The organism is Allobosea sp. P2_A10, assembly GCF_056405115.1.
Map to the genome: position 1 here is coordinate 56,881 of NZ_JBFUCS010000002.1, position 12,565 is coordinate 69,445.

Genomic DNA, 12,565 nt, shown 5'->3' on the forward strand with positions numbered 1-12,565 from the left:
GGCAACAGCGCGAAGGCTAGCAGCTTGATCGCGCGCCTCAACCCGATTTCGTGACAGCGCGACCGCGCGCCGCGAAGCCCTCCCGTCTTGCGATGCAACAACGCCGCCACATATGCTCAGACATGCGCTTCACCCGCCGCTTCCTCCTGCTGTTTTCGCTGCTCTTCCTGCTGCCCGTCGCCACCCATGCGGCGTGGTGGTCTTTGCAGCCGCTCGCCGACGACTGGCGCGGGGCCGACTGGTCGAGCGCGAAGCTGTTGCCGGCGGCGGCGATCGAGCCAGAGGCCACCGTTCATGTCTTCGCCGCCCGCGTCGGGCGCTGGCGCGGCGTCTTCGCGCATCACTCCTGGGTGGTGGTGAAGGAGAAGGGCGCGAGCGCCTATACCCGCTTCGACGTCGTCGGCTGGGGCACGCCGGTACGCGTCAACCATCGCGAGGCCGATGGCCGCTGGTTCGGCAATGTCCCCGAACCCGTCGCCGAAATTCGCGGCGCGGAGGCCGAGCGTCTGATCCCGCGCATCCGCGCAGCCGTTGCGTCCTATGCCTATGTCTCGCCTGGCACCTATCTCGCCTGGCCCGGCCCGAACTCCAACAGCTTCGTCCAGCATGTGCTGGCGGAGGTGCCCGAACTCGGGCAGGCGCTGCCGCCGACCGCAATCGGCAAGGATTTTCGCGATGACGGGCTGTTTGCCGGGCTGACACCGAGCCGCACCGGCGTGCAGGCTTCGCTGTATGGGCTAGCCGGGATCACGCTCGGCTGGGTCGAGGGCGTTGAGGTCAACCTGCTCGGCCTCGTCGCCGGCTTCGATCTGCGCCACCCCGCGCTCAAGCTTCCGGGCTGGGGGCGGCTGGGCTTCTAGCGCGTAACGACGACGCGAGCCTGGGCGAGACGTGAACAGCGCCAGCGAAGAATCCACTAAGCTTCAACGCAGATCAGGCGCAGCCAACGGACTTGTGCGCCCCTGCGACGCATGGTTATCTTGCGCTCGTCGCCAGCAAAACCGTTTCGGCTCGCCGGCCCGCCATATGATATGCAGGCCGACGTTATAATATAATGGAGCGATCGCATGGCGAGCCCTGAGCTCAAGATCGGCGGGCGCGGGCAGCCATCCTGGATCATCAAGCCCGATGCCAAGCGACTCGCGCGGGCGGCCGCGCCGCCGACGAGCACGCCGACAGCCAGCGCCAAGCCGGTATCGACCAGCGTCGCGCCGGCTGCAAAAACCAAAAGCGCCGGCGGCGTCGTGCATAACGGTCCGCCCGACTGGTTGCTAGGGCACCCGCTCGATCTCGCCGCTTTCGGCCGGCAGTTGCACCTGGCGCTGTGCCGACCCGGCTCGATCGATTGCGCGGCTTGGCTTGCCATTGCGGAGGATCTGCCGACAGACCTGCAGAGCGGTCTTTGGGCCAACGTTCTGATGCGCCTGAACAAGCACAGCAGCGCTGCTTTGCAGCGGCCCGGCAACCACGCGATTCGCGAGCGGGTCGAAGCCACGATAACGGCAAGGCCAAGCGGCCATCTAATGCCGTACGCAACACGAAAACAGCAGTTCGACGTCTTCGCCGCGATTTTCTGGCGCTATGCCAGCCAGAACGCGCGAATCTATTTCAAGGCCGGCATCGTTTCACTCCTCTCGTTGCGCAACGAGAGCAGCACGCTCGCCCATAATGGCGAAGGCTCCTATGACGATATCCTGGTGGTGATGCGCAAGATCGGGCGGTCGGGCATGTTCACGATCTTTCCGATCTGCACCGAGCCGGGCGCGCAATACTCGCAGCGCGCCTCGAACGGCAAGGACAAACGCTACCGCAAGGTCGATTTCAACAAGATCGAAGGCGAGGACATCAACAAAGACGGCATCAAGGACGCCGGGAGGTTGATCGAGAGCACCTATCATTACTACGAGAAGCCCGGCGGGCATCTCAAGGCGAGAGCCTTCTGGGTGCTGCCAAAAGGGCATAAGGGGCCGGCGTTGAGCAGTTTCAGGCAGGTCGTCGAACGCGACACGAACGGCGATGGTCGCTTCACGCAGGACGACGACTCGCGGATCGACCGGATCGGCGCGGGCATCTCGATGTTCATCCATCGCGGCGGCACCGAGATCGACAAGAAAAACCCCGACACCTATTCCGCCGGCTGCCAGACGATCCCCTACAATCGATACGACGCCTTCCTGAAAACGGTGGGACATCCGGAATCGTTCTTCTACGTTCTCGTCAATGCCGCGCCATGAGCGCCAATGGCGGCCGAGCGCGGGTAGCCTTGGCCGCGCTGCCCTGACATTGCTGCTGTCTGCCCTGTTCGGCTGTCAGGTTCTCGCGCAAGCGCGGCCGATCGAAGCGCCCGTCGGCGAGACCGCCTGCTCGTTTGGCGCCTTCGTCACGGAAACCGATCCAAAGGGGCTGAATGTCCGGTCAGGCCCTGGAACGAATGCCGCGATCGTCGGTCGGCTGCTGCCCATCAGCATGAGCAAGAGCTACCCGGACATCCCGGTGATGGCCGAGGTCGAGATCGTCGCGGGCGCAAAGGGTTGGTTCAAGATCAGGAATGCGCGCGACAACACCAGCCTGACTGGGGCCAAGGCGCGCACGATGTATGCGGGAACAGGATGGGTGAGCGGCCAGAAGCTTACGGTCAAGACGCAGGCCACGGAGGGCCGTGCGCAGCCCAAGCCAGCCGCCGAAGTGATTTTCAAGAACATCTCCGGCGCCCCGCTCGACGATGAGCGCCTCCGCGATGCCGCCCGGTTGATCGGCTGCAGCGGATCATGGGCGTTGGTCGAATACGGACCGCTGCCCGCCGAGATGGAAGCGGAGCAGTCGCTCGATATCGCGCCCGCCGCTAAGGCAGGCCTGCCCCAAGGCCGTTTCCGGTCCTGGGTGGACCGCATCTGCGCCTTGCAGGAGACGAGCTGCAGCGGTTTTTGAGCCGCTGCAGTCGCGGCAGCCTCGTTCAGACGGCCTCGAAGGCCTGCGCCAGATCCGAGATCAGGTCCTCGATGTTCTCGATGCCGACCGAGATGCGGATCAGCGCGTCGGTCAGGCCGATCTCCTCACGCAGTTCGCGCGCCACGCCCGAATGCGTCATCGCGGCAGGGTGCGAGACCAGCGTCTCGGTGCCGCCGAGGCTGACCGCGAGTTTCATGATCTGGAGATTGTCCAGCACGGCGAAAGCCTCCTTTTCGCCACCGACGACGTCGAAGGCGAAGGTCGATCCCGCAGCCGTGCACTGCCGGTCGAACACGGCCTTGCGCGGGTCGCCGTCCTTGAGATCGCCGAGATAATGGACCTTGGCGACCTTCGGATGGGTCGAGAGATAGTCCGCGACGAGCTTGGCGTTTTCGTTGGCGCGGCTCATGCGGATGTCGAGCGTCTCCAGCGAGCGCATCAGCATCCAGCAGGAGTTGGGGTCGAGCTGGGTCCCGAGCGATCCGCGCCAGCCCTTGACCTGCCGCACCAGCGCGTCGGAACCGCTGATCGAGCCGCCGACGAGATCTGAGTGGCCGCCGACATATTTCGTCAGCGAGAGCAGGGAAAGGTCGGCGCCCTGCTTCAGCGGCTTCTGGTATTTCGGGCCGAGCATGGTGTTGTCGACGACGACGGGCGGGCGATGACCCTGCGACTTCTCAAGTTCGTCGGCGATCATCGCGCAGGCCGCGAGATCGACCAGACCATTGGTCGGGTTGGCCGGCGTTTCGACCAGGATCATGCCGACGCGCCCATTGGCGGAGGCGGCCCTGGCGGTTTCGCGCATCTGGGCGATGTCGAGCCCGTCGGTGAAGCCGAAGGGCGTGACGCCGAAGGCGCCCATCTGGTTCTTCAGCAGCGTCTCGGTGCCGCCATAGAGTGGGCGCGAATGGATGACTGTGTCGCCGGGGCGCAGGAACGCGAAGCAGGTCGTGGCGATCGCGGCCATGCCGCTGGCGAAGACGGCGCATTTCTCCGCCTCGTCCCAGATCGCCAGGCGATCCTCGAGGATTTCCATGTTGGGGTGGTTGAAGCGCGAATAGACCAGCCCCGACTTCTCGCCGGGTTTTGGCCGGCGGCGGCCCGAGGTCAGGTCGAAGAAGTCCTTGCCCTGCTGGGCGTTCTCGAAAACGAAGGTCGAGGTCAGGAAGATCGGCGGCTTCAGCGAGCCCTCAGACATCGCCGGCGAGTAGCCGAAGCCCATCATCAGCGTTTCCGGATGGAGCTTGCGGTTGGCGATCCGGTCCTTGTGATAGCTGTCGTTGGTCATCGCTGATGTCTCCCTGCGGCGGCATCGCCGGCTGGTGGCGCGTCGCTGCCAGACTACTCTCTCGGCTGCAGCATTGCATGGCCGATCATCATTGCCCTAAAAGCGATCGATGCAGCTTCCCGCCAATATTCTGTCAATCTGGAGCAGCCTATGCTCGATTCCGTCGACCGCCGGATGCTCGCCGTTTTGCAGGAGGATGGCCGCATCACCAATCAGGATCTGTCGGAAAAGGTCGGCCTGTCGCCGACGCCATGCCTGCGCCGGCTGAAGCGGCTGGAGGAGACTGGCGTCATCAGGGGCTATGCGGCCATCGTCGATCCGAAAGCCTATGGCCTGCCGTTCAGCGTCTTCGTCTCGGTGCGGCTTTCGCAGCAGACGCAGGAGAACATCGCCGAGTTCGAGAAGGCGGTCGAGAGCTGGAGCGAGGTCACCGAGTGCTATCTGATGACCGGCAGCCAGGACTACCATCTGCGCGTGCTGACCGACGGCATCGAGGGCTATGAGCGCTTCCTGAAGCAGAAGGTGACACGGCTGAAATGCATCCAGTCGGTGGAATCCAATTTCGCGCTGGCCATCATCAAGAAGCGCAACGGATTGCCGGCGCTGTAATGCCCCTTTAGCGAGCCCTCATCCTGAGGAGCCGCAATGCGGCGTCTCGAAGGATGCTCCAGAAGGCTCCGGAGCGAACTGGAGCATCCTTCGAGACGCGAGCTTTGCTCGCTCCTCAGGATGAGGGCTGTGTGGGGGCGTGCGGTCGCGGGTCATTTCCCGCCAAACAGCGCCTGCGCCGCAGCGCTGGCCATTTTGCGCTGCTCGTGGGCCGCGCCGGGCACGGTGATCTCGCGCCAGCGGCTGACGACACCGAGCCGCTTGGCCTCGGTGGCCGCGACCGCGACGAAATGCTGGCCGCGGGTGAAGCGGTTGGGACCCTGCGCTTCCGCGCCCTTGCTCTTGTTGAGCTGGGGATGGTTGGGGTCGATATCCTGATCGCCGAGCATGATCAGCATCGGCCTGCCGAAAGCGGCAGCGAGCGTCGCATCCGTCTCGGGCGTGCCGTCGAGCGAATAAGGGAAGCTGAAGCCGCCGGCAGCCTCTTTTCCGACCGGCAACATGTAATAGCCGGCATTGGCTGAGACGGCCGTCGAGAAGCGCGCTTCGGGCATCAGGATGACCATGCGATGCACGAACTGCGCGCCGGCGGAATGGCCGAAGAGCGTATAGGTCGCGCCTGAGACCCGGCCGCTCTTCTGCGCCTTGTCGAAGAAGCGTTCGAGCACCGAATAGATCCATTTCGCGCGATCGGGCTCGTTGCGCACCCCACCCTGCTGGAACAGCCGCGTCGGGAAACGCTCCTTGTCGAAATGCGGCGCGGCGATCAGCAGGCCGTAGCGATCGGCGGCATCGATCCAGTTGTCGCGCGCGCCCTCGGCGTTGCGGTTCAGGCCGTGGATCGAGAACACCAGCGGGCACGCCTTCGCGGCGCAGGCCTGGGGAACATAGGTCTCGATATTGATCGTCTCGGCGCCGGATGGCGAGATGTCCTCATGCAGGACATGACCTCGCCCCGCCTCCTGGAACGGCGTCAGGTCATGGGCGGAAGCGGCAGGGCCGACCAACAGGCCTGCAAAGATCATCGCCATCGCATATCGCGTCGTCATCTTGGCCTCGTCCCGATCCGTTGCGCGCCCGGCGCGATCCTGCGCCGGCATGGCGGGCTCCTGCAAGACTAGGCCGCGCCGGCGCGCTCCATCGCGCGCTTCACGACCAGCGTGACCTCGCCATCGGAGAGGAAGAGATCATGGCGCAGCATGCTCCAGCCGCGCCCCGACGTATCCGCCACGCGCACGCCAAGCGCCTCCAGCCGCGAACGTTCGGCCGCGCCGGCGCGAGCGACGCCGCCGGCAATACGCGCGGAGACGGCGAGCGCCCGGTCGCCGGGGTCGATAATCAAGGTCATGCGCTGCGCCAGCGCCCCCAGCCTGGAAACGATCTGCTCGAAGGCGTCGATGTCGATATCCGGGGAAGCGAAGACGACCGCGCCGATGCGCGAAGAGACGTCGGCTTCGTTGCGCAGTTCGCGCAGCGCCTCCAGCGTCAGGAAGGTGCCCATCGAATGGGCGACGATGTGGATCCGTCCGACCGTCGGATTGTTGACCAGCGCCCGCAGCGCCTGCACGAAGCCGTCGCGCGACCAGAGCGCGCTTTCGCGGTCATAGCCATAATCGAGCAGGCCGCCGCCGGAAGGCCAGCTGAACAGCGCCGTGCGGCCCTGGAATTCCAGCGCATGCGAGAGCTGCCCGGCCGTGCGGGCGGCCGATTCGAAAGTCTCGTTGTAGCCATGGACATAGAGCAGCACGTCGCGGCCGGTCGCGGCCTCGCCGAAGCTGCGCGCCGCGCCCATGGTCGTGCGCCGGTCGAGGCCCAGCACCGCCCAGTCGCCGCTCACGGCCGAGGACACCCGGCCGGCGATGCCGCGTCCGGGTGGCGAGAGCCTGGCCTCGGCGAAGGTCAGCCCCGGGCCGCGATCGGAACCGAAAAAGGGCTGGCCACCGGGAACCGGCTTGCGCGTGGTCGCGACCAGCAGGGTCGGCTCCTTGCCGAGCGCGGAGGCGTCCGCCCGCGTCGGCTCTGAGAAGGGCGAGACCGCGGCTTCCGTCTGCGCACAGGCGGCAAGCGTGGTGGAAAGCAGTCCCAGCAGCGCCGAGCGGCGGCAAAGCGAGGCGTGCCGCGAACGTGGCATGGCGTTTATTCTTCCAGATGATGCGAGAGTCGGCCCAAAAGGCCAGCCATGCCTTAAGGCCAGCCTAACGCGGCCATAATGCGGCGATGGCGCTACGGGCTGATGATCGCGATCGGCGCCGCGACGACGAGACCGACCGTCGAGCCCACGGCACCGACCAGACCACCTGCGATATCCCCGACTTTGTCGCCAAGCTGGGGGCCGGCGAAATTGATGCCCTTGTCGGCCTCCAGGCGACGCCCGATCAGTTGCACGACCTTGGCGGAGGAGGCGAACTTGGCGTGGTTCAGCCGGTCGCTGGTCGAGATTTCCGACAGGTCGATGATGTTTGCGCCGAGCTTCGCCAGATCGGCGACGATCTCGGTATCCTTGGCAGAGATCGCGCCGAGGCGGGTCTTGTCGCCCGCGAACCGCCGCGAGAAGGCGAGCGCGCGATCGTCCGCCGAAACGAAGACCGTGACCGGCCGCTTGATCTGGCGCATCTGCGTCCTGAACACGTCGAGATCGACATCGGGCGCGGCCAGGATGATATCGCGCAGCTTGCCGCCGAAATCGCCGTCTCCGCGAATCGCGGCCTGCCTCACGGCCTCCAGCGTCAGCATCGTTCCCATCGAATGGGCGAGGATGTCGATCCGCGTGGTGCCGAGATCGCGCGAGATGGCGCGCAGGTTGAGTTCGAGGAAATCGCGCGAGTAGAACGCGCTTTCGCGATCATAGGGATATTGCAGCAGCTGCCCGCGTGACGGCCAGGTGAACAGCACCGGCACGCCCTTGAAACCGGAGTCGTAGACGATCTGGGCGAAGCGATAGGCCGCATCGGCGAAATTGGTGTTGTAGCCGTGAACGAAGACCAGCACGTCGCGCTCGGAGGCGGGGCGTCGCTGGATCTCGCGCTTCACCTCCGCGACGATCGGCGGCAGGTCGAGACGGCGGATTTCGGAGACCGCGAATTGCCTTGCCGTGTCGGCGGCGGCACCGATATCCGGCAGTTCGAGCTCGCCTGATTTGTGGGCGCGCGGTACGGTGATGTCGATGCTGGCGAAGGCGAGTTTCGGCCCCCTCTCGCCGCTGAAATACTCCGGCTCGCTGGACGAGGCGCGTGTCGTGGCGACGAAGATGCGGATCGTCGCGGCAGCATCGCCCTGCTTGGCTAAGGACACCACCAAATTGCGCGGCTGCCCGCCGCAGGCGGACAAGGCCACGGGCGCGAGCAGAAGCACCAGAAACAACCGAAACGACAACACCGCACGCATCATCCCGGATTGCTCTCACCGAACGCCGCGATGATCAAGATGCCTGCGTGACACAGTGACGACAGGATCGCCGCCTTGTCTGGCAGGCCCAAGCCTTGCTACGGGACGGGCATGGCCGATCCTTCCGCCGTCACCAGCGCCATKGGCGACGCGATCCTCACCGGCGAGCGGGCGGCGCTGGCGCGCGCGATCACGCTGGCTGAATCGCGCCGCGCGGACCATCGCGAGCAGGCGCAAGCCCTGATCCAGCACCTGCTGCCGAAGACGGGCGGGGCGATCCGCGTCGGCATCACCGGCGTGCCCGGCGTCGRCAAATCGACCATGATCGACGCGCTCGGCAGCTTTCTCACGGGCAGAGGGCACAAGGTCGCGGTGCTGGCGGTGGACCCGTCCTCGACACGCACCGGCGGCTCGATCCTCGGCGACAAAACCCGGATGGCCAGGCTGGCGGTCGACGCCAATGCGTATATCCGGCCCTCGCCCTCGTCGGGAACGCTCGGCGGCGTCGCCGCCAAGACGCGCGAGACGATGCTGCTCTGCGAGGCCGCGGGTTTCGACGTCATCCTGGTCGAGACGGTCGGCGTCGGCCAATCGGAGACGGCCGTCGCCGACCTGACCGATTTCTTCCTCGTGCTGATGCTGCCCAATGCCGGCGACGAGTTGCAGGGCATCAAGAAGGGCATCATCGAGCTCGCCGACATGATCGCGGTCAACAAGGCCGATGGCGCGGGCGCGCTCGCCGCGCGGGCGGCCGCCGCCCAGTATCAGGCGGCGCTGCACATTCTGGCGCCCGCCTCGCCGCTCTGGTCGCCGCCTGTGGTCACCATATCGGGCTTGACCGGCGCGGGGCTCGACACGCTCTGGGCCAAGGTCGAGGATCATCGCACGCGCCATCAGGCGAAGGGGCTGATCTCCGAGAAGCGGCGGCGGCAGGACGTGAAATGGATGTGGGCAATGGTGCAGGACAGGCTTCAGGCGAAGCTCCGGCATGATCCCGCTCTGAAGGCGCGCACGCCGGCGTTGGAATCGGCCGTCGCCGCCGGCGAGACCGCGCCGACGCTGGCGGCCGACGAGATCGCCAAAGCCCTGGGGTTGTGAGGAGACGCCGATGGATATCCTCGTCACCGGGTTTGGTACGTTTCCCCATGTCAGGGTCAACCCGACGACGCGGCTGGCGCGGGCCGTGGCACGCCGACTGGCTCGCGCGGGGCTCGATGCCGGGGCGCTGGTGCTTGAAACCAGCTATGCGGGCGGGCTGCCGACCTTGCGGGCGCAGATCGAGACCGGGCGGCCGCGCGCGATCCTGATGCTGGGCCTGGCGGCGCGTGCCCGCTTCGTCAGGGTCGAGCTTTTCGCGCGCGGCAACGCCAGCCGGCTCCATCCGGACGTGTCCGGCGCGACGCCGGGAGCGCCCGAGGCAGCCAGCGGCCCATTGCCCGCGCGGACGACCGCCAGCGCCAGGATGGCTCTGGCGATGCTCAGACAGAACGGCATCCGCGCGCGCCTGTCGCCATCGGCCGGCCGCTATCTCTGCGACGCCTGCTATGCGGCGGCCTTGGCCGCGACCCGAGGCAGCGGCGTTCCCGTGATCTTCATCCATGTGCCGTGGCTGCGCCCGGACCCCGGACTGCGCCCCACGCGGCAGATCGCCGGCTTCCGCCCGGGACGTGAGGCGCTCGTTGCCGCACTGTCGGAGATGGGCGCCGCACTCGCGCGCGAGGGCCGCGCCGCCCATCTCAAAACGGCACAGGAATCCCGGCACGCCATTTGAAACCTCTCGTCTTCACGGAGGCTTCAAATGGCTCTTTCCAGACGCGGCGCGCTGGCGGCGACCCTTTTCGGCACAGTCGCGACCTCCGCGCCCGCCGCTCTGGCCCAGACCGCCTTGCGTGGGACCATCACAACGCCGCTCGGCCAATGGGGTCTGGAGGCCGCGCAGTTCGGCCTGCGCGCCGGTTCGGCCGACGACCAGTCGAAGCTGCTCCAGAACGCCTTGCTCGAAGCGGCCAAACGCGATGCGCCGCTCGTGCTGGCACCCGGTCGCTATCGCATTGCCAATGTTGTCCTGCCCGAGGGCGCGCGGCTCATCGGGGTTCCCGCCGCGACGCATCTCGTCGCCGCGCAGGCAGGGCCGATGCTTGCCGCCCGCAAGATCAAGCGCGCCGCGCTGTCGGGCATCCTGCTGGATGGCCTCGACCTTCGCCCGACGCAGCGCAGCGGGCTGCTCGTGGCCGACGAGGTTCTCGACCTTACCCTCGCCGATTGCGAATTCGCCAATGCCGGCTCGGTCGGCGTGATGCTGAACCGCAGCGCCGGACGCATCCAGCAAAGCCGTTTCCGCAGCATGCGCGACGCGGCGCTGTTCTCGCTGGATTCGCGCGGGCTCTCCGTCGAGCAGAACCAGATCGAGGATTGCGGCAATAACGGCATTCAGCTGTGGCGCACTCAAGCCGGTGACGACCAGTCGGTGGTGCGCGGCAACCGGATCAACCGCATCCGCTCGGATGCCGGCGGCGACGGGCCGAACGGCAACGGCATCAGCCTCTACAAGGCCGGCGGCGTCATCATCGAGGGTAACACATTGCGCGACTGTGCGCTGACCTTCATCCGCAACAATTCCGGCTCGGGCGTGCAGATCCTTGGCAATCAAGGCCGGCGCTGCGGCGAGGTCGGACTCTATTCCGAGTTCGCCTTCGAGGGCGCAATCATCGCCAACAACCTGGTCGAGGACTGCGCCCAAGGGGCCAACATCACCAATCTCGACCATGGCGGCAGGCTCTCGGTCTTCGCCAACAACATCGTCCGCAACGCCCAGAAGGGTCTTGCGCCGAAGGGCCGGGAACTCGTCGGCGGCATCGGTGTGCATGTCGAGGCCGAAGCTGCGGTAACCGGCAACGTCATCGAGAATGCCAGCGAAACCGGCATCTCGCTCGGCTGGTCCTGGGGCATGCGCAACCTCGTCGCCACCGGCAACATGGTCCGCAAGACCGGCATCGGCATCTCGGTCTCGCTCGTACCGAAAGAGCGCAACGCCCTGATCGCCAACAACGTCATCGCCGAGGCCAGGCGTGGCGCTGTCGTGGGAACGGAGTACGGCAAGGCCGTGACCGGCGACTTGACCCGGCTTGCCGATGCACGCGCGGCGGGAGTGCGGGTCGAGAACAACGCGGTGGGGTGAAGGTCACACCCCGGCCGCCCTCACCCGCCCGACCTCGATGCCGTTCCAGTTCTTCAGAACACTTTCGCGTAGCGGCGCGAAGGCTGTGCTTTCCGCCTCGTTCATCGGCAGGAAGCGCGCGATCAGCGCCGCCATCACGACCTCGGCCGCACGCCCCGCCCCATCGTCGCATTTCAGCGCGATGCCGTAGCCGAGCTCCGGCAGAGCGCCGCAATAGACGCCCTCGGCCCCGGTCTTGATGAAAATGCGCTCGCGCAGCAGTTCCATGGCGCGGGTGTCGAACCGGCCGGTGCCGGCGACCATGAAAGGATGCGCCGCCACGGCCTTGCGGATGCGTGCGGCCGCCCTGGCGCGCTCGGGCCCGAAGCCGTGTCCTGTGCCAATCCGGGCGAATCCGAGCGCAAGCGCGCTCAGCGGCACGGCGTAGCTCGGGATCGAGCAACCATCGGTGCCCATGGCCTCGCTCGAATGGGCTGCGCCCGTGACATCCTCCAGCGCACCGCGCACGGCCTGCTGCACGGCATGCCCGGCCTTGACGTAGCCGGCCGGGTCCTCGTCCAGCCCGCAGGCGAGGCAGACAAAGCCCGCATGCTTGCCCGAGCAGTTGTTGTTCAAAGCGCTCGGCTCCTGGCCCGCTTTCGACATGGCGCGAGCGGCCGCCTCGTTCATCGGCCAATGCGCGCCGCATTCGAGGCAGCCGGCGTCGCGGCCGGCTTTCTTCAACATCGCAAGAGAGGTCGCTGCATGGGCGGGCTCGCCGGAATGGGAGGCGACGGCGAGCGCGATCTCGGGCTCGCTCAGGCCATAGCGATCGGCTGCGCCACTCTCGAACAAGGGCAGCGCCTGGATCGCCTTGACCGCCGAGCGCGGGAAGACCGGCTTTGCGACATCGCCGGCCGAGAAGACCACGCCGCCATCTGCATCGACCACCACGACAGAGCCGCGATGGCGCGATTCCACGGTGTTTCCGCGCGTGACTTCGGCGAGGACAGGGTTTTCCATGGCGATCTCCGGCTCGGCCGCGCCATGCGTCAGGGCGCGCCGCCTTGTGCCGTTTGGCGCTCGACCTGTCAAAAGCGATAGCGCAAACTTGTCTCGCCTGTCATGCAGCGAGCTTCCGTCGCGTTCAATCCAAGCAAGCAAAACAGAGCGAAGCA

At 66.5% G+C, this 12,565-nt stretch carries 12 protein-coding genes; 7 read left to right on the forward strand and 5 right to left on the reverse strand.

Annotated features, from left to right (window positions below):
- Positions 1 to 122 precede the first annotated feature (122 nt).
- From AC1DZY_RS04395 to AC1DZY_RS04405, 3 genes are all read left to right on the forward strand, one after another.
- The gene (locus AC1DZY_RS04395; protein ID WP_476818858.1) at positions 123 to 860 is read left to right on the forward strand and encodes a DUF3750 domain-containing protein; all 738 of its coding nucleotides are present in this window, start codon (positions 123 to 125) and stop codon (positions 858 to 860) included.
- Between the two features lie 207 nt (positions 861 to 1,067).
- Positions 1,068 to 2,234, forward strand: coding sequence for a hypothetical protein (locus AC1DZY_RS04400; RefSeq protein WP_476818859.1), 1,167 nt, complete (start codon positions 1,068 to 1,070; stop codon positions 2,232 to 2,234).
- Between the two features lie 262 nt (positions 2,235 to 2,496).
- Entirely contained in the window at positions 2,497 to 2,928 is a 432-nt protein-coding gene (locus tag AC1DZY_RS04405) for an SH3 domain-containing protein (protein ID WP_476818860.1), read from the forward strand.
- A gap of 25 nt (positions 2,929 to 2,953) precedes the next feature.
- On the opposite strand, the gene AC1DZY_RS04410 is transcribed toward AC1DZY_RS04405, so the two are convergent.
- Positions 2,954 to 4,237, reverse strand: a complete 1,284-nt coding sequence (locus AC1DZY_RS04410; RefSeq protein ID WP_476818861.1) for a cystathionine gamma-synthase family protein — start codon at positions 4,235 to 4,237, stop codon at positions 2,954 to 2,956.
- Positions 4,238 to 4,387: 150 nt separating this feature from the next.
- Here AC1DZY_RS04410 and AC1DZY_RS04415 point away from each other — a divergent pair, with 150 nt between their 5' ends.
- Positions 4,388 to 4,846: an Lrp/AsnC family transcriptional regulator gene (locus AC1DZY_RS04415; protein WP_476818862.1), complete on the forward strand. Its 459-nt coding sequence runs from the start codon at positions 4,388 to 4,390 to the stop codon at positions 4,844 to 4,846.
- 152 nt (positions 4,847 to 4,998) lie between these two features.
- On the opposite strand, the gene AC1DZY_RS04420 is transcribed toward AC1DZY_RS04415, so the two are convergent.
- The 3 genes from AC1DZY_RS04420 to AC1DZY_RS04430 form a co-directional block, all read right to left on the reverse strand.
- Positions 4,999 to 5,895, reverse strand: coding sequence for an alpha/beta hydrolase family protein (locus AC1DZY_RS04420; RefSeq protein WP_476818863.1), 897 nt, complete (start codon positions 5,893 to 5,895; stop codon positions 4,999 to 5,001).
- Positions 5,896 to 5,963: 68 nt separating this feature from the next.
- Entirely contained in the window at positions 5,964 to 6,977 is a 1,014-nt protein-coding gene (locus AC1DZY_RS04425; RefSeq protein ID WP_476818864.1) for an alpha/beta hydrolase, read from the reverse strand.
- Between the two features lie 92 nt (positions 6,978 to 7,069).
- Complete coding sequence (locus tag AC1DZY_RS04430) at positions 7,070 to 8,137, reverse strand: alpha/beta hydrolase (RefSeq protein ID WP_476818865.1); 1,068 nt, start codon at positions 8,135 to 8,137, stop codon at positions 7,070 to 7,072.
- Positions 8,138 to 8,341: 204 nt separating this feature from the next.
- On the opposite strand from AC1DZY_RS04430, the gene meaB reads away from it, so the two are divergent.
- Genes meaB through AC1DZY_RS04445 form a run of 3 tightly spaced genes read left to right on the forward strand, consistent with a single transcriptional unit; the run spans position 8,342 to position 11,408 of the window.
- A complete protein-coding gene (meaB, locus tag AC1DZY_RS04435; RefSeq protein WP_476818866.1) occupies positions 8,342 to 9,328 on the forward strand; it encodes a methylmalonyl Co-A mutase-associated GTPase MeaB in 987 nt (328 codons plus the stop codon).
- Between the two features lie 10 nt (positions 9,329 to 9,338).
- Positions 9,339 to 10,001 (forward strand): pyroglutamyl-peptidase I family protein, encoded by a 663-nt coding sequence (locus AC1DZY_RS04440; protein ID WP_476818867.1) that lies wholly within the window; start codon positions 9,339 to 9,341, stop codon positions 9,999 to 10,001.
- A 27-nt stretch (positions 10,002 to 10,028) separates the two neighbouring features.
- A complete protein-coding gene (locus tag AC1DZY_RS04445) occupies positions 10,029 to 11,408 on the forward strand; it encodes a TIGR03808 family TAT-translocated repetitive protein (protein ID WP_476818868.1) in 1,380 nt (459 codons plus the stop codon).
- Positions 11,409 to 11,411: 3 nt separating this feature from the next.
- On the opposite strand, the gene AC1DZY_RS04450 is transcribed toward AC1DZY_RS04445, so the two are convergent.
- Positions 11,412 to 12,410: an asparaginase gene (locus AC1DZY_RS04450; RefSeq protein WP_476818869.1), complete on the reverse strand. Its 999-nt coding sequence runs from the start codon at positions 12,408 to 12,410 to the stop codon at positions 11,412 to 11,414.
- Positions 12,411 to 12,565 lie beyond the last annotated feature (155 nt).

Coding starts and splice junctions, on each gene's coding strand:
- AC1DZY_RS04395 (WP_476818858.1), top strand. CDS start 123: ATGCGCTTCACCCGCCGCTTCCTCCTGCTGTTTTCGCTGCTCTTCCTG.
- AC1DZY_RS04400 (WP_476818859.1), top strand. CDS start 1,068: ATGGCGAGCCCTGAGCTCAAGATCGGCGGGCGCGGGCAGCCATCCTGG.
- AC1DZY_RS04405 (WP_476818860.1), top strand. CDS start 2,497: ATGGCCGAGGTCGAGATCGTCGCGGGCGCAAAGGGTTGGTTCAAGATC.
- AC1DZY_RS04410 (WP_476818861.1), bottom strand. CDS start 4,237: ATGACCAACGACAGCTATCACAAGGACCGGATCGCCAACCGCAAGCTC.
- AC1DZY_RS04415 (WP_476818862.1), top strand. CDS start 4,388: ATGCTCGATTCCGTCGACCGCCGGATGCTCGCCGTTTTGCAGGAGGAT.
- AC1DZY_RS04420 (WP_476818863.1), bottom strand. CDS start 5,895: ATGACGACGCGATATGCGATGGCGATGATCTTTGCAGGCCTGTTGGTC.
- AC1DZY_RS04425 (WP_476818864.1), bottom strand. CDS start 6,977: ATGCCACGTTCGCGGCACGCCTCGCTTTGCCGCCGCTCGGCGCTGCTG.
- AC1DZY_RS04440 (WP_476818867.1), top strand. CDS start 9,339: ATGGATATCCTCGTCACCGGGTTTGGTACGTTTCCCCATGTCAGGGTC.
- AC1DZY_RS04445 (WP_476818868.1), top strand. CDS start 10,029: ATGGCTCTTTCCAGACGCGGCGCGCTGGCGGCGACCCTTTTCGGCACA.
- AC1DZY_RS04450 (WP_476818869.1), bottom strand. CDS start 12,410: ATGGAAAACCCTGTCCTCGCCGAAGTCACGCGCGGAAACACCGTGGAA.